This is a genomic window from Pseudomonas sp. ATCC 43928, from assembly GCF_005938665.2.
GTDB lineage: Bacteria > Pseudomonadota > Gammaproteobacteria > Pseudomonadales > Pseudomonadaceae > Aquipseudomonas.
Window position 1 is genome coordinate 1422781 of the sequence record NZ_CP041753.1, and the last position, 15001, is coordinate 1437781.

Below are 15001 nucleotides of genomic sequence, written 5' to 3' on the forward strand. Positions count from 1 at the left end.
GCAGCGCCCACAAAAAAAGGCGACGCCCCTCACAGGGCGTCGCCTTTGTTTTAACTGCCGCTACCGCTTATTCCGACAGTTTGTACGCAATCACATAGTCACCTTGCTTGGTGCCCAACGAGCCGTGACCACCCGCAACAACGAGCACGTATTGCTTGCCGTCCTTGCCGGTGTAGGTCATCGGTGTGGTTTGCGCGCCGGCTGGCAGGCGGCCTTCCCACAGCTGCTTGCCGTTTTTCACGTCGTAGGCGCGCAGGTACTGGTCGAGGGTGCCGCTCAGGAAGGCCACGCCACCGGCAGTGGTGAAGGTCCCGCCCAGGCTCGGTACGCCCATGCTCAGAGGGATCGGAACCGGCGAGCTGTCGCGCACGGTGCCGTTCTTGTGCTTCCAGATGGTTTTGTGGGTGGTCAGGTCGACCGCCGCCACGTAACCCCACGCCGGTGCCTGGCATGGCAGGCCCATTGGCGACAGCAGGGCTTCGAGGATCACGCCGTATGGCGCGCCTTTGTTGGGCTGTACGCCTTGGGTTTCGCTGACGCGAGGGCCTTGTTTGGCGATTTCGGCGGCCGGGATCAGTTTCGATTTGAACGCCATGTAGCTCGGGTTCACGAAAGCAATCTGACGCACCGGGTCAACCGACATGCCGCCCCAGTCGAACACGCCGAAGTTACCTGGATAAACGATCGAGCCTTGCAGCGACGGCGGCGTGAACATGCCGTCGTAACGCAGGGATTTGAAGTCGATCCGGCACAGCATCTGATCGAACGGGGTCACGCCCCACATGTCGCGTTCCTTGAGGGTCGGCGGCACGAAGTTCAGGTCGGACATCGGTTGGGTCGGCGAAGTGTGGTCGCCTTCCACCGCGCCTTGCGGTACCGGGATTTCATTGATCGGCACGATCGGTTGGCCGTTGCTGCGGTCCAGCACGTAGATGCTGCCTTGCTTGGTGGACGCGAGCACCGCCGGTTTCACACCGTCTGCGGTTTTCAGGTCCATCAGGGTTGGCTGGCCACCGACGTCCATGTCCCACAGGTCATGGTGAGTGAACTGGAAGTGCCAGCGCACTTTGCCGGTGGCGATGTCCAGCGCGGTCAGGCCGGCGGAGTGCAGTTCCGATTCAGGGGTACGCGCGCCACCGAACTGATCCGGGGTCTGGTTGCCCATCGGCAGGTAGAGCATGCCGAGTTTTTCGTCGACGGCGAACATGGACCACATGTTCGGTGAGTTGCGGGTGTAGACCTTGCCTTCGGCAATGGGCGTGGTGTCGTCCGGATTGCCGCTGTCCCAGTTCCACACCAGTTTGCCGGTGTGCACGTCGAACGCGCGGATGACGCCGCTTGGCTCGTCGGTGGAAACGTTGTCGGTGACGTGGCCGCCAATCACCACCAGGTCTTTGGTGACCGCCGGTGGCGAAGTGGAGTAGTAACCACCAGGGGTGAAGCTGCCGATGTTGGCGGTCAGGTCGACCTGGCCACCGTTACCGAAGTCTTCGCACATCTTGCCGGTGTCGGCGTTCAGGGCGATCAGGCGGGTGTCGGCGGTCGGCAGGAAGATCCGGCGCGGGCAGACGCTGGTCACTGGCGCGTTGGCAGTGCCGGTCGGGCTCTGCTCGGACGCGTAGGCGGCATCATCGTGATAGGTCACGCCACGGCAGGTCATGTGCGCCCAACCCTTGAAGTTCGCCGCGTTCTGCGTGGAGAGCTTCGGATCGAAACGCCAGATTTCCTTGCCGGTGTCCGGGTCCAGTGCGATCACCTGGCTGTGCGGCGTGCAGACATAGAGCATGCCGTTGGCTTTGAGCGGGGTGTTTTCGGCGGTGGTTTCGCCCGGGTCGTTCGGGCCAGGCAGGTCACCGGTGCGGAACGTCCAGGCGGGAACCAGTTTGCTGACGTTCTGCGGGGTGATTTGCGCCAGTGGCGAGTAGCGATCGCCATGGGCACTGCGGCCGTAGGAGTTCCAGTCGCCATCCGGCATGGCCGGGGCGGTATTGCTCATGCCAGGCACAGCGTCACGGTCCAGTTGGCCTTTGATTTCACCGGGGTTGGTGAACAGGCTGGCCAGCGCGGCGATACCGGCGATGACCACGGCAGCACTCAGCACACCGGTGCCGACCGGGTTGAAGTCGCCGCGACGCAACGGGCGACGAAACCATGGCAGCAGCATGACGATGCCGAGGGTAAAGAGCAGCGCCAGACGCGGCACCAGTTGCCACCAGTCCAGACCGACTTCCCACAGTGCCCAGACGGTACTGGCGAACAGCACCATAGCGTACACGCTCAGCGCCGCATAACGGTCGGCTAGCAGCAGCCCACCGGCCACCATCAGGCCGATACCGGCCAGCAGGTAATACAGCGAGCCGCCGAGCATGCTCAGCTTGATCCCCCCGGCCAGCAAGGCCAGGCCCATTAGTAGAAGCAGAATGCCGAGCAGGGTCGGCAATAAACGGCTTCGACTCAAAGCACCATCAGTGCTCATAGTGTGGTTCTCCGTGACGTTTTAAGTAGTGCCGCGCAAGTTCACTGTAGATGACGATCTGGCGCGGGCATGGTTCATCGAAAAAGTGTTTGGTTGATGCGGTCCTGATGGGAGCAGGCTTGCCAGTTCCCACAGGTTTTATGCGTTTGATCAGAACGATGACTGGATCTTGATCCCGCCAATCAGCGCGTCGTCGACCTTGTCCACGCCACCGGGGTGGCGGATGTATTGCAGGTTCGGGCGCACGGTCAGCCAGTTGGTGACGTGCACGCCGTAATAGAGCTCGCTGCTGTATTCGGTGTCTTGCGGGGGCAGGAACGACGGATCGTCGAAGTCGAAGGCGGCGCGGGCCTGGTTGGTGGCCTCGGCGTTCTTGCGGTAGGCCGGGTTGACGTGGACACGGGCCAGGGCGAAGCCGATATCGTCTTTGGCGCGGGCATCGAACAGGCCTTTGTAGACGACGCCGGCCTGGACATAGTTGTCGATGGCGTTGGTCTTCTTGTCGTGCATCGTGGCATTGGCGAACACACTCAGGCCGCGTGAGTTGTCGCTGGCGCGGCTGGTCAGTTGCTGCTGAATACCGAGCCATACGCCATGTTTGCTCGATGCACTGCGGTAAGCCTCGCCGCTCAGGGCGGCCGGCTGGCCATTGCCGTCCTTATAAACGTCGCTGGCCTTGGCGCTGCTGTAGTTGTAACCGGCGCGGTATTCACCCGGCAGGCCATTGAGCTTCGGGGTCCAGACCAGTTCTACCGGCAGGATTGCGCCCTGAGTGCCGCTGCCGCTGAGCTTGAAACCGTTGCCGCGATCCAGATTGGACGGGTTTTGCTCGTAAGCCCCGACTTGTGCGTAAAGCTCGGGCGTCAGGTGATATTTGACGCGCATGGCCCACTGGCTGACGGGCCAGTTGTACCAGATGCCACCGACCCAGTTACCGACCTGGGAGCCGCAGAACGCCAGGTTCTGGAAGTCGCAGGGGAAGCTGTTGAAGTCTTCACCCTCGCCGAAGCGGCCGACCTTGATGTCGAGCTTCTGGTCGAAGAATTTCTGCTGATACCACATCTGCGTCAGGCGCCAGGTCTGGCCACGACCCCAGACTTCCTGCGCCGAGGTGAAACCGCCGACACGCGGGTCGTTGATCCGGTCGTTGCTGATGTTGTTGCCATTGCGTTCGGTGATGGTCAGCTGAAACTCAGCGTCGTCCCAACCCAGAATCTTCTGCAAGTCCAGGTGAGTGCCCAAGGCAAACTGATCGCTGTAGCGCGCGGTACGGTCATGGTCGTAGCCGCCGTGCAAATTGCTGCCCATTTCACCGGTGTAATCGACTTTGAAGTCGTAGCCTTTTTCCGAAAGTTCGGTGCGAGTGCCGTTCCAGTCACCCAGCATCCATGGCGAGTTGCTATCGAAGGCTGGCGCGGCCTGGGCGCAAGTGGCAAGGCCCAGAGCGGTGAACCCGCTGATCAGCTTCAGGGCTTTTCGGCTGGACACAACGGGTGAGACAGCGCTGTCTCGCGGAGTTTGAAAATCAGGCATAGAGAAGGAATTCTTGATCTTTTTCTAAAGGGGATGCGCTGAACGCAGCAGGAATGCAGCAGGGGAGAAGCGTTTCAGCAGGACGGGCGTAAGGATAATGTTCTGTAACACATTGAGAAAGGGCTTTTACTGACATGGATCATTTCGGATTTGGTAACAGTCGGCTGCGACCGGTCGCCGCAGTGCCAGGTGGCGCAAAAAAAAGGCGGACTGAATAGTCCGCCTCGCCATGTTTCAGGGCCGTTAATTCAACAGATAGACCGGGAAGCATTCACACAAATGCATCACCCGTCGACGGACATTGTCCAGCAGTGCCGCATTGGTCGGTTGCTCAAGCAGGTCGGCAATCAGGTTGGCCACTTCGGCGCATTCGGCTTCACCGAAGCCCCGCGTGGTCAGGGCGGGTGTACCAATGCGGATGCCGCTGGTGATCGCAGGTTTTTGCGGATCGTCGGGGATCGCGTTCTTGTTCAAGGTGATGTGGGCGCTCTCGAGCAACGCCTCGGCATCTTTTCCGGTGATGTTCTTCGCGCGCAGATCGAGCAGGAACATGTGGCAGTCGGTGCCCCCTGACACCACCCGCAGGCCGCGTCGAGTAAGGATATTCGCCATGGTCCTGGCGTTGTCGATGACGCGTTGCTGATAGTGCTTGAACTCATCGCCGAGGGCTTCGTTGAGCGCTACGGCCTTGGCGGCGATGACGTGCATCAGAGGTCCGCCCTGATAGACCGGGAATATCGTCTTGTCGAGCAACGCCGCATGTTCGCGTTTGGCCAGGATCAGACCACCCCGTGGGCCGCGCAGCGTTTTATGAGTGGTCGAGGTGACGAAGTCGGCAATGCCGACCGGCGAGGGGTACAGGCCGGCTGCGATGAGTCCGGCGTAGTGCGCCATGTCGACCATCAGGTACGCCCCGATTTCATCGCAGATGTTGCGAAAACGCTGGAAGTCGATGGTCCTTGAATACGCCGAGGCACCGGCAATGATCATTTTCGGCCGGTGTTCCCGGGCCAGGGCTTCCATCTCGGCGTAGTCGAGGGTTTCGCTGTGTTTTTCCAGGCCGTAAGAATAGGCGGTGTAGAACTTGCCGGAGAAGTTTACCGAGGCGCCATGGGTCAAGTGGCCGCCATCGGCCAGGGACATTCCCAGAATCGTGTCGCCAGGGTTGAGCACAGCGAGAAACACGGCCTGGTTGGCCTGGGAGCCGGAGTGCGGCTGGACGTTGGCATATTCGCTGCCAAACAGTTTGCAGGCACGTTCGATGGCGAGGCTTTCAATCTCGTCGACCACTTTACAGCCACCGTAATAGCGCTTGCCTGGGTAGCCTTCGGCGTACTTGTTGGTCAGCACCGAACCTTGGGCTTCCAGCACTTCTTCGCTGACGTAGTTTTCCGAGGCGATCAACTCCAGGTGGGTTTCCTGGCGGTTGCGTTCGCGGCCGATCAGGCGAGCGAGGGTGGGGTCTAGATTCTGCAGGCTCATGGAGGGCATTCCTTTAAATGAGTGCTTCAGCCAAGGGGGCTGGCGCGTGACGCGGCAACACCCGTGACTGGCTTTTGCTGGTATCGGAAAGAAAAATGGACGTGTCTTTCAGACCGCTGCCGGTGATCAGCACCACGGCGGTTTGCGGCGTGTCGGGGTGTTCTTCGGCGTACTTGAGCAGACCGGCGAAGGCGCTGGCGGCCCCGGCTTCGGGGAAAACGCCGGTGCTGGCGGCCAGTCTGGACGCCGCTGCGACAATGCTCGGGTCACTGACACAGATGAACTCGCCCTCGCTGGCCGTTACCGCGCGCAAGGCCTTGAGACGGTCGCGCGGCAGGGCCACGTTGATGCTGCTGGCGAGGCTGGTAGGCGTAATGCGTTCGGTCTGCTGCATCGGCTGGTCGCTGCGCCAGGCTCGATACATGAAATTGCTGTTTTGCGCCTGTACGCCGATCAGCCGTGGCATGCGTTCAATCCAGCCCAGTTGCAGCAGATCGAAGAAGCCTTTGTACACCGAGCCCAGGATGCAGCCATTGCCGACTGGGACAAACACCAGGTCCGGGACTTGCCAGGCGAGCTGTTCGCACATCTCGAAAGCCACGGTTTTCTTGCCTTCGCTCATGTACGAATTGATGCCGGTGGTGCGGTTGTACCAGCCATGGGTTTCGCAGGCGTCGAAGCATTGTTCGAACGCTTCGTCGTATTGCCCATCGACCAGTACGATCTCGGCACCGTAGCCCTGCATTTGTGCGAGTTTCTCGCGGGGAGCACTTTTTGGCAGGTAAATCACGTTGCGCAGACCCAGGCTCGCGCTCATTCCGGCCAGCGCCGAAGCAGCGTTGCCAGTGCTGGCGACGGCGACGGTGCTCGCACCGGATTGCATCGCATGGGCTACAGCCAGGGCGCTGGCGCGATCCTTCAATGAGCCGGTAGGCTGCCGGGATTCATCCTTGATGAATACCTTGATTGGCGCCTCTCTGCCGAGCAATTCGGGACGTGAATACAACGGCGTGTTACCCACCAGTAATGGTGGAATGAACTGCGTGGAATTCAGCGGCATCAGCCGGTCATAACGCCACATTCCCCGGGCGTGGTCATGAGCCAGACTGTCCCGTGACCATTCGCGTGCCAGTGTCGGGTAATCGTAGAGCGCATCGAGAGCACCATCGATTTTGCAATGGGGGCAGTAGTAGCTGACTTCATGTGGCTGGTAGCGGCGTTCGCAAGCCAGGCACTGCAATACATACTCTCTGTAAGACTTCTTCATGGCCAACCCTTGAAAGTACGCTTCCCTGACAACGTCGGTTCAGCGCGGAAACACGGATCACTCCGATGCGCCGGACCGACGGGTACTTCGCTATCCGAAGATTTTTTTTCAGACCACCATGATGGCGTCGATGGCGACCAGGGTATTGCGCGCCAAGGCGCTGGCGCCGGCGGTGGTGCGGGCTGGATAAGGCTGGGTGAAATACTCTTCCATGACCCGGTTCAGGGTCGGGAACTCGCTCAGGTCCGTGATGAACGCAGTGACCTTGACCACGTTCGCCAGAGTGCCGCCCGCGGCTTCGGCCATCTGCGCCAGATTGTCCAGGGTCTGACGCAGTTGCCCTTCGAAATCCTGAGCCAGCACTTCATTGTTCAACGCCGAGACCGGGGTCTGTGCCGACAGGTAGATGGTCTGCCCATGACTGACCTTGATGCCTTGGGAGTAAGTGCCCAGAGGCAGCGGGGCCTTGTCGGTGAAGATGACGTTTTCTTCGCCCAGAAAAGGTTTGGCCAAGGGCTGGAGTTGAGCGTTGGTCTGCATGATGACGATCCTTGTTAGTGGGTTGGGGGGTTAGTGCAAGTCGGCAACCTGTCGCACGGCCAGGGCCGAGAATTCCTCGTCACGGCAACGCGCCGGGGAAAAGTGCTGGTAGTTGAGGTGCAGGGCCGCCAGGTCGGACGGCATTGCGTTGCCCAGTGCGGCGTGACTGCACAACCGGGCAATGGCCGGTGCGGCCTGAATGCCGTAGCCGCCCAGTGCGGCAAGCCAGATGAAACTTTCCTGCAACGGGTCCTGGCCTAATACCGGCGAACGGTCGGCAACAAAGGTGCGCAGGCCTGCCCACTTGTTGATGATCGAGCGAGGGCGCAGCCGTGTGGTGTTTTGCAGGCGATCCATGGTGATGGCCAGATCGAGTTCATCCGGCAGGGCATCGCAAGGCAACGACGGGCTTTCATCGCAAGGCGAGACGATCAGGCGTCCGGCTTCCGGCTTGATGAAAATGTCTTCGTCGACCGTTCCCAGGTATGGTGTGCGGTGCACGTCGCATTGCGGATCGACCGCCAGCACCGTGCGGCGCAGTGGCCGCACACCTACCTTCGGCAAACCGCAGCGCTCGGCCAATTCATCGGCCCAGGCGCCGGCGGCGTTGACCACAATCGCGGTCTCGAGGTGCTGGCCATCCTGGGTGTGTAACGTCCAGTGACCGGCACGGTACTGGCCCCGCAACACTTCGGTCTCACGTTTGACCACACCGCCGCGAGCGCGCAGGCCGCCAAGATAGGCACCATGAATGCCGTGTACATCCAGATCGAAGGCGCTGGGTTCGAAAATCCCCGCGCTCCACGCGCCCTCTGCCAAGTAAGGCACCAGTTCAAGGACTTGTTTCTCGTCGAGGAACTGCGCCGTCGGCACCTGCCCGAGAACCGCGGTGAAACGGGCGGCCAACTTATCCACACGTGCCGCCTGGGCCACGATCAACGCACCCCGTGGTGCCCACAATGGATGTTCGGCGAGCCCCTCGGGCGGATTCTCGAAAAAGCTCCGGGAGGCACAAGTCAGCGAGCGGATCTGCTGGTTGCCGTAGCTTTCCATGGAAATCGCCGCCGAACGCCCGGTGGTGTGATAGGCCAGTTGTGGTTCGCGTTCAAGCAGGCACACGCTGCCGTGAGCCGCCAGTTCATAGGCGGCGGATACCCCGGCAATCCCGCCGCCAACCACGATGAAGTCGTAACGAGCGGTCATGGTCGGCTGCCCTCGACGACGGTGCCGGATTTGCTTTCCCGGGTGTAGGTCAGTACGAAATGTGCCACGAGCCCGAAGATCAGCCCCCAGAATGCAGCGGCCAGCCCCAGGAAACTCATGCCCGAGGCGGTGACCAGGAAGGTGATCAGCGCCGCTTCACGTTGTTTCTCGTCAGCCATGGCTCCGGTCAGCCCGGCGCTGATCGCCCCGAACAGGGCCAGGCCGGCGAGGGAGGCGATCAGCTCTTTGGGCAAGGCAGAAAACACCGAAGCGAGGGTCGCGCCGAAGATGCCCATCAGAATGTAGAACACCCCGCAGGCGATCCCGGCGATGTAGCGCTTGTCGCGATCTTCATGGGCTTCGCGGCCGGTGCAGATAGCGGCGGTGATGGCCGCCAGGTTTAAGCCATGGGAGCCGAATGGCGCCATCAAAATCGAGCCGATGGCTGTGACCGAAATGATCGAGCGCGCGGGGGTGTTGTAGCCCGAGGTGCGCAACACCGCCATGCCCGGCACGTACTGCCCGGTCAGGGTGACGAGGGCCAGCGGCAGGCCGATATTGATGATCGCGTGCCAGCTCCACTGCGGGGCAATGAAGATCGGGTGAGCGACATCGACGGTGATCGAACCTGTGTTGAGTCCACCGAACGAGGCGGCCACGGCGCAGCCGACAATCAATACCGACAGGATGGCGTAGCGCGGTGAAAAGCGTTTGAACAGCAGGTACGCCGCGATCATTGACAGCACCATGCTCGGCTGCAGCTTGATTGAGGTGAAGAGTTCAGCGCCGAAACGAAACAGGATGCCGGCGAGCATGGCGGCGGCGATGGCTTTTGGCAGGCGACTCATCAATTTGTCGAACGCACCGGACAAGCCGACCACCGCGATAATCACCGAAGCCACCACATAGGCGCCGATGGCCTCGGGCAGGGAGACCGTGGGCAGCATCGACACCAGCAACGCCGCACCCGGTGTCGACCATGCCGTAATCACCGGAATCCGCAAGCGCCAGCTCAATAACAGACCGGTAATGCCGCTGCCGATGGAAATAGCCCAGATCCAGGACGACACTTGATCATTGGGCAGGTGTGCCTCCCGGGCCGCCTGAAACACGATGATCAGCGGGCCGGCATAGGAAATGATCACGGCGATGAAGCCTGCAATGATCGCTGACAGGGATAGATCCTTTCTGAGTGTGTCCATGATGTCTCGGCTTGGCGTGGCTGGCACGCGGTGATTCAGAATGAGATTGAGTCGATTGCTTCGATTCGAGATGAGTGTATTTGAATGAATTGAGTTGATTCAATAGGCGAGGAGGTTGTTACGAGATGTTTTTTTGCTATCAAGCTGTATTTGTCAGGCTTTTTTCAAATAACTATTTGATTTATAAGAAAATATAGTTTTTGAAAAATATTTTGCATGAAAGATGCTTTTCGATTCATTCGCCGAATCAATCGACTCAATTTATTGATTGAATCCATTTATTAGTTGCCTAACCACCATGTGATATGCTCGGATATTCATCATTTCTACGATGGGTAGCGATCATTCATGTGGGTTCCTCAGCTAAGCGAGTTCAGCCAGCCGATGTATTTGTCGATTGCCGACGCGTTGGCGCGCGATATCAGCAACGGCGTGTTGAACGAAGGTGATCGTCTGCCGACCCTGCGGGAGCTGGCCACCACGCTGAATGTCACGCCCGGTACCATCAGCCGTGCCTATAGCGAAGCCCATCGGCGGCGTCTGGTGCAGGGGGAAGTAGGGCGTGGCACTTATGTGCTCAACCAGAAACAGTTGGAACTGCCGGCCAGCAACAGTGCCGTTTCGCTGAATCTTGGGCAGTCTGAGTTATTGGACCTTTCGATCATCAAGCCTTACAGCGAAACCCTGGAATACTGGTTGCGTGGAGCCTTGGTGGGCATGGCCAAAAGCACGGATTTTGCCCATACCCTCGACTATGCCCCCGATGGCGGTCATCCGGCTCATCGCGAGGCGGGCGCGCAATGGCTGCGCCATTCGTTGCCCGATGCACAATGGCAGCAAGTGGTGATCACCGCCGGCGCACAGCATGGTTTGATGGTCGCGATGAGTGCGTTGACCAACGCCGGTGATCTGGTGCTCTGCGAGGAGCTCTGCTACCCCGGCATCATTTCCCTTGCCCATGGACTCGAACGACGCCTGCGTGGCGTACCAATGGACGATGAAGGGATCATTCCCGAAGCGCTGCGTGAGCTGTGCCAGCGTGAGAAACCGGCGATGCTGGTCTGCGTGGCGACGTGCCAGAACCCAACGGCGGCGATCATGTCGCAAAAACGTCGGGCACAAATCGCGGCGTTGGCCGAGGAGTTCGACTTCATTATCCTAGACGATGACATCTACGGTTTTCTGGCCACCGACCCGTCGATCAAGCCGCTGTCGGCGTTTGCCCCGGATCGTTCGGTGTACCTGACCAGTCTGTCGAAGTCGGTCATGCCGGCCTTGCGGATTGGCTATCTCTATAGCCCGCCGAAACTGCTGTCGCGCCTGACCTCCATGGTGCGCAGCAGCGTCTGGATGCCGTCGCCATTGACCGCTCAGTTGGCCAGCAACGTGATCACCGAGGGGCTGGATAAAAAGCTGATACGCATTCAGCGCAACGAGGCCGCCGGGCGGCAGGCGATCGCTCAGGAAATCTTCGCCAATTTCGAGCTCAAGACCCAGCCGTATTCCTACCACGTCTGGTTGACGTTGCCCGAGCCCTGGACCAGCGACGAATTCACCATGCTGGCCCGTGCCAACGGTGTGCTGGTCCTCAGCGGTACCCAGTTCCAGGCCGAACGTAGCGGCATTACGCGCTGCGTGCGACTGGTGTTGATGTCGCCCACCAGCCAGGACGAATTGCGGTTTGCCCTGACCAAGCTGGCCAGCCTGATCGATTCGGACCCGCGTCGTTATTACTGAGCCGGGTGCTATCTCCTGACGTTTGTCCCTCGGATGATGGCCAACTCACCTACAGTTAATTCAGTCTCTGACGAATGCCTCTGTCCGGAGCCCTTCCACCGGACGAAAGCCTCCGTTAAGGTGCGCGGCTTCCCATCCTTTCATCGTTCGAAGGCCCGGCATGACCGAACACAACCCTGATCCCCTGCACGGCGTGACGCTGGAGCAAATCCTCAACGCCCTGGTTGCGCACTACGAGTGGTCGGGGCTGGCCGAGCGTATCGATATCCGCTGCTTCAAGAGCGACCCAAGCATCAAGTCGAGCCTGACCTTTTTGCGCAAAACTCCGTGGGCGCGGGAGAAGGTCGAGCGTCTGTACGTGAAACTGATGCGCACCAAGCGCCCGGTTTGAGCATGGTCATACCTTCGACCGCGAGGCATCGTTGTGTGGCCTTGGCGGCGATTCTGGGCTGGGCGGGCTTGAGCATTCAGATGTACCTGATTCTCTATGCCCGCTGGAGTATCGCGGCCAGCCTGCTGGGCGGGCTGGTGAGTTTTTTCAGCTTTTTCACGGTGCTGACCAATACGCTGGTGGCGGTGGTGCTGACCTGTGAACTGACGTCTCGCGAGTCGGCGGCGCGACGCTGGTTTTTGCAGCCGTGGGTGAGCAGTGCCATTGCGGTGAGTATCGCGGTGGTCGGCGTGGCGTACAGCCTGTTGTTGCGCCATTTATGGCATCCCGAAGGCTGGCAATGGCTGGCCGATGAGCTGATGCATGACGTCATGCCGCTGCTGTTCCTGGTTTATTGGTGGTTCTGTGTACCCAAGGGGACGTTGCGGCTGCGGCACATTGCGTTGTGGGTGATTTATCCGCTGGTGTACTTCGGCTATTCGCTTTGGCGTGGGCATCTGCTGGCGGTTTATCCCTACCCGTTCATTGATGTCGACAAACTGGGTTATCCACAGGTGTTCGTGAATGCCGGAGGATTGTTGGCGGGGTTTGTGCTGATTTCACTGCTGGTGATCGGGTTGGATCGGTGGCGCACGGATCGCAAGTGAACACTGACTGTGGCGAGGGAGCTTGCCCCTCGCCACAGAAAGCATGCACAGCGTTTATTCCTCGTCGCTGTCTTCCAGCCGCCAGTAGCCGACAGCCTTCACAAACTGCTCGTCCAGCCCGTGCTCATCGAGCAATGCCCGGCGGATCTGCCGCGACGCTTTGGTTTCGGTCGCCACCCACGCATACAGATTGCCAGCGGGCACTTTGATCTGTTGCACGGTGGTCAGCAGGTTGTTTTTGCCGCCTTCACGCAGCACCCAGATCACATCGACTTGCGCGGCGCTTTCCAGGCGTTGTTGTTCGGCGCCGTTTTCCACTTCCACGATCACCAGTGCGCGCCGATTGGCGGCCAGGCCTTCGAGTCGACGGGCGATGGCGGGCAGGGCGGTTTCGTCACCGATCAGCAGGTAGCTGTCGAAGATGTCCGGCACGATCATCGAGCCACGCGGCCCGCCGATGTGCAGGAACTGGCCGGGTTTGGCCTGCTCGGCCCAGGTCGAGGCAGGGCCGTCGCCGTGCAGCACGAAGTCGATGTCCAGTTCCAGCGTGTCCAGGTCGTAACGACGGGGCGTGTAGTCGCGCATTGCGGGCATCGGCCCGTTGTCCTTGCCGGCACCGAGTACCAGGGTTTCCAGCGCGGCCTGTTCCGCTGCGTTTTGCGGGAACAGCAGTTTGACGTGGTCATCCGTGCCGAGGCTGACGAAGCCTGCGAGTTCCGGGCCGCCCAGGGTAATCCTGCGCATGCGCGGCGTCAGGTCAACCACCCGCAGCACTTGCAGGCGACGGCGTTTGATCTCGTGGCTGACACGGTGAATGGTTTGGGATGGCACGATAACGTCGGTCATTCGACTTTCTCCGAAACGGGTTGAACGGCGGGGCCGTCGACGATGGCTTTGGCCGTGTTGTTGAGCAGGTCGCGCACCCGCAGGATTTCTTCCGGGCTCCAGCGACCATGGTGCATTTGCAAGGCATGACGCAGGTTGTGCACCGCTTCATGGATCTCGGCCGGGCGGTCCTGGCCGCGCAATGAGCGCTTGCTGACTTCGATGCGCATGCGCACACCGTCCAGGGCAATCGCCTGCTCGCTTAATGACAGACGTCCGGCGTCGGTGATGCTGTAGCGTTTTTTGCCACCCTCGGCGTCGCCCAGGATCAATTCGCTTTCTTCAAGGAAGGTCAGGGTCGGGTAGATCACGCCAGGGCTGGGGCTGTAGGCGCCGTCGAACATGCTTTCGATCTGGCGGATCAGGTCATAGCCGTGGCACGGCTGCTCGGCGATCAGCGCCAGCAGCAGCAATTTCAGGTCGCCAGGGGCGAATACGCGTGGGCCGCGACCGCCGCGCTCGCGGCCGGGACCCGGGCGTTTCTCGAAGCCGTCGCGGCCGTCGCCGTGTTCGCGGTGGGGGGAATGATGGTCTCTCATTTTTGCTTTCTCTCGTCGTGTTTAGATACAACTTAAGATATATCTTTAGGCTGGCGCAAGCGTTCTTGACCAACGGTCGAGATTGGAGGGCTTGGGGAAAGGCGCGAGTGGGGAGCGCACGGGAGTGACGAGGATGCTACGAAGGTTTGATTTTTAGAGTAATTGAACTAATTATGAAGTGCTTCCGTTTAGTGCTGGTCTATTCGTGTGCGAACAGTAGTATTGGTCTTACGGAAGTTTAAATCAGTTCTTGTCTGTGTGTTTTTTCAGTTAAAACTGTGTGTAGTATTTCTCTGAGGGCAAAACAATAAAGTTACTGTTTCTTTAACTTTTTTCCTGCTGTTCGAGAGCCGTTGTTACTACATGTTCTTCGGAAGTTACGTACTTACTTTCTCAAGCGATTGGTCGATCATTCTCCGGCGTCGAAAGTTAAGCAAAAACGCCATGCTTCGTGCCGGGTGTTGGCTTGTTGTGACTTTCCACGGTCCGATCCTTTGAAAAAGACAGGTACTCAACAATGTTCAAGAAGTTTGCAATCGCCGTTCCGATGACCCTGCTGGCCCTGAGCTCTTCGGTAGCGTTCGCTGCGGAAGAATCGCGCACGTCCATCAATATCAGCGCCACCATTCCAAGCAAGGTTTTCCACGCTCAGCCGCGGGATCCGAACTTCGGTAAAGACGAGAAAATGGGCTATGTGTTGGGCTCCGGTACATTGACTCCGATCCGTGCGACTTATGATGTACAACACACCAACGGTTCGGTCGGCGCCTACGTCGAAGGCGGCCCGCAGCCATTGTCCAACGGCATCAACACCATCGCATTGAGTTACATGTTCAATGGCACAACCCTGACCGGCGTGTCGCAGGAAGTGGTCGGTGACGCCGAGTCCAACGGCGGCATGCAAGCTGACCTGGTGATTGCCGCTGCCAAACCAACCGACACCCAGAATGGCCTGTACACCGCCAATCCAGTGGTGATCTTCGATGCCATTCCTCGCATTCCGTAATACCGTTATTAACTAAGGTTCATCCTTAATTCATAACACTTACCGATCGGCGGGCAAGTTTTGCCTGTCGATCGGGTTTCAACGAATTTATCT

The 15001-nt window shown here is 59.5% G+C and carries 13 protein-coding genes; 4 read left to right on the forward strand and 9 right to left on the reverse strand.

The window, feature by feature from the left end; genetic code table 11:
* Window positions 1-67: 67 nt before the first annotated feature.
* The 7 genes from FFH90_RS06405 to FFH90_RS06435 all read right to left on the reverse strand — a co-directional run bounded on the left by FFH90_RS06405 (window position 68) and on the right by FFH90_RS06435 (window position 9703).
* Window positions 68-2476, reverse strand: a complete 2409-nt coding sequence (locus FFH90_RS06405; protein ID WP_064616269.1) for a glucose/quinate/shikimate family membrane-bound PQQ-dependent dehydrogenase — start codon at window positions 2474-2476, stop codon at window positions 68-70.
* 150 nt (window positions 2477-2626) lie between these two features.
* On the reverse strand, window positions 2627-4009 hold the full coding sequence (locus FFH90_RS06410) for a carbohydrate porin (protein WP_138866871.1): 1383 nt from the start codon (window positions 4007-4009) through the stop codon (window positions 2627-2629).
* A gap of 243 nt (window positions 4010-4252) precedes the next feature.
* Entirely contained in the window at window positions 4253-5491 is a 1239-nt protein-coding gene (glyA, locus tag FFH90_RS06415) for a serine hydroxymethyltransferase (protein ID WP_018926660.1), read from the reverse strand.
* Window positions 5492-5504: 13 nt separating this feature from the next.
* Window positions 5505-6758 carry a threonine synthase gene (thrC, locus tag FFH90_RS06420; protein ID WP_026286467.1) on the reverse strand — a complete coding sequence of 418 codons (1254 nt, stop codon included), beginning with the start codon at window positions 6756-6758 and terminating at the stop codon, window positions 5505-5507.
* Between the two features lie 108 nt (window positions 6759-6866).
* Window positions 6867-7298 carry a Rid family detoxifying hydrolase gene (locus tag FFH90_RS06425; RefSeq protein WP_007941724.1) on the reverse strand — a complete coding sequence of 144 codons (432 nt, stop codon included), beginning with the start codon at window positions 7296-7298 and terminating at the stop codon, window positions 6867-6869.
* Window positions 7299-7328: 30 nt separating this feature from the next.
* A complete protein-coding gene (locus tag FFH90_RS06430; protein ID WP_018926658.1) occupies window positions 7329-8501 on the reverse strand; it encodes an FAD-binding oxidoreductase in 1173 nt (390 codons plus the stop codon).
* A complete protein-coding gene (locus tag FFH90_RS06435; protein ID WP_018926657.1) occupies window positions 8498-9703 on the reverse strand; it encodes a benzoate/H(+) symporter BenE family transporter in 1206 nt (401 codons plus the stop codon). The genes FFH90_RS06430 and FFH90_RS06435 overlap by 4 nt, the downstream gene beginning before the upstream one ends.
* Window positions 9704-10051: 348 nt before the next feature.
* Here FFH90_RS06435 and FFH90_RS06440 point away from each other — a divergent pair, with 348 nt between their 5' ends.
* From FFH90_RS06440 to FFH90_RS06450, 3 genes are all read left to right on the forward strand, one after another.
* Complete coding sequence (locus tag FFH90_RS06440) at window positions 10052-11440, forward strand: PLP-dependent aminotransferase family protein (protein WP_064616271.1); 1389 nt, start codon at window positions 10052-10054, stop codon at window positions 11438-11440.
* 160 nt (window positions 11441-11600) lie between these two features.
* Window positions 11601-11831: a VF530 family DNA-binding protein gene (locus FFH90_RS06445; RefSeq protein WP_018926655.1), complete on the forward strand. Its 231-nt coding sequence runs from the start codon at window positions 11601-11603 to the stop codon at window positions 11829-11831.
* A gap of 2 nt (window positions 11832-11833) precedes the next feature.
* Window positions 11834-12478, forward strand: a complete 645-nt coding sequence (locus tag FFH90_RS06450; RefSeq protein WP_138866872.1) for a Pr6Pr family membrane protein — start codon at window positions 11834-11836, stop codon at window positions 12476-12478.
* A gap of 54 nt (window positions 12479-12532) precedes the next feature.
* Here FFH90_RS06450 and FFH90_RS06455 read toward each other — a convergent pair whose 3' ends face one another.
* Together FFH90_RS06455 and FFH90_RS06460 are read right to left on the reverse strand one after the other, a co-directional pair.
* Window positions 12533-13324 carry a siderophore-interacting protein gene (locus tag FFH90_RS06455; RefSeq protein WP_111454748.1) on the reverse strand — a complete coding sequence of 264 codons (792 nt, stop codon included), beginning with the start codon at window positions 13322-13324 and terminating at the stop codon, window positions 12533-12535.
* Window positions 13321-13902, reverse strand: a complete 582-nt coding sequence (locus tag FFH90_RS06460; RefSeq protein WP_018926652.1) for a PadR family transcriptional regulator — start codon at window positions 13900-13902, stop codon at window positions 13321-13323. Before FFH90_RS06460 ends, FFH90_RS06455 begins: the two co-directional genes overlap by 4 nt.
* A 517-nt stretch (window positions 13903-14419) precedes the next feature.
* On the opposite strand from FFH90_RS06460, the gene FFH90_RS06465 reads away from it, so the two are divergent.
* A complete protein-coding gene (locus FFH90_RS06465) occupies window positions 14420-14908 on the forward strand; it encodes a CS1 type fimbrial major subunit (RefSeq protein ID WP_138866873.1) in 489 nt (162 codons plus the stop codon).
* Window positions 14909-15001: the final 93 nt, after the last annotated feature.

Coding starts and splice junctions, on each gene's coding strand:
- FFH90_RS06440 (WP_064616271.1), top strand. CDS start 10,052: ATGTGGGTTCCTCAGCTAAGCGAGTTCAGCCAGCCGATGTATTTGTCG.
- FFH90_RS06450 (WP_138866872.1), top strand. CDS start 11,834: ATGGTCATACCTTCGACCGCGAGGCATCGTTGTGTGGCCTTGGCGGCG.
- FFH90_RS06460 (WP_018926652.1), bottom strand. CDS start 13,902: ATGAGAGACCATCATTCCCCCCACCGCGAACACGGCGACGGCCGCGAC.
- FFH90_RS06425 (WP_007941724.1), bottom strand. CDS start 7,298: ATGCAGACCAACGCTCAACTCCAGCCCTTGGCCAAACCTTTTCTGGGC.
- thrC (WP_026286467.1), bottom strand. CDS start 6,758: ATGAAGAAGTCTTACAGAGAGTATGTATTGCAGTGCCTGGCTTGCGAA.
- FFH90_RS06465 (WP_138866873.1), top strand. CDS start 14,420: ATGTTCAAGAAGTTTGCAATCGCCGTTCCGATGACCCTGCTGGCCCTG.
- FFH90_RS06435 (WP_018926657.1), bottom strand. CDS start 9,703: ATGGACACACTCAGAAAGGATCTATCCCTGTCAGCGATCATTGCAGGC.
- FFH90_RS06455 (WP_111454748.1), bottom strand. CDS start 13,324: ATGACCGACGTTATCGTGCCATCCCAAACCATTCACCGTGTCAGCCAC.
- FFH90_RS06410 (WP_138866871.1), bottom strand. CDS start 4,009: ATGCCTGATTTTCAAACTCCGCGAGACAGCGCTGTCTCACCCGTTGTG.
- FFH90_RS06405 (WP_064616269.1), bottom strand. CDS start 2,476: ATGAGCACTGATGGTGCTTTGAGTCGAAGCCGTTTATTGCCGACCCTG.
- glyA (WP_018926660.1), bottom strand. CDS start 5,491: ATGAGCCTGCAGAATCTAGACCCCACCCTCGCTCGCCTGATCGGCCGC.
- FFH90_RS06430 (WP_018926658.1), bottom strand. CDS start 8,501: ATGACCGCTCGTTACGACTTCATCGTGGTTGGCGGCGGGATTGCCGGG.
- FFH90_RS06445 (WP_018926655.1), top strand. CDS start 11,601: ATGACCGAACACAACCCTGATCCCCTGCACGGCGTGACGCTGGAGCAA.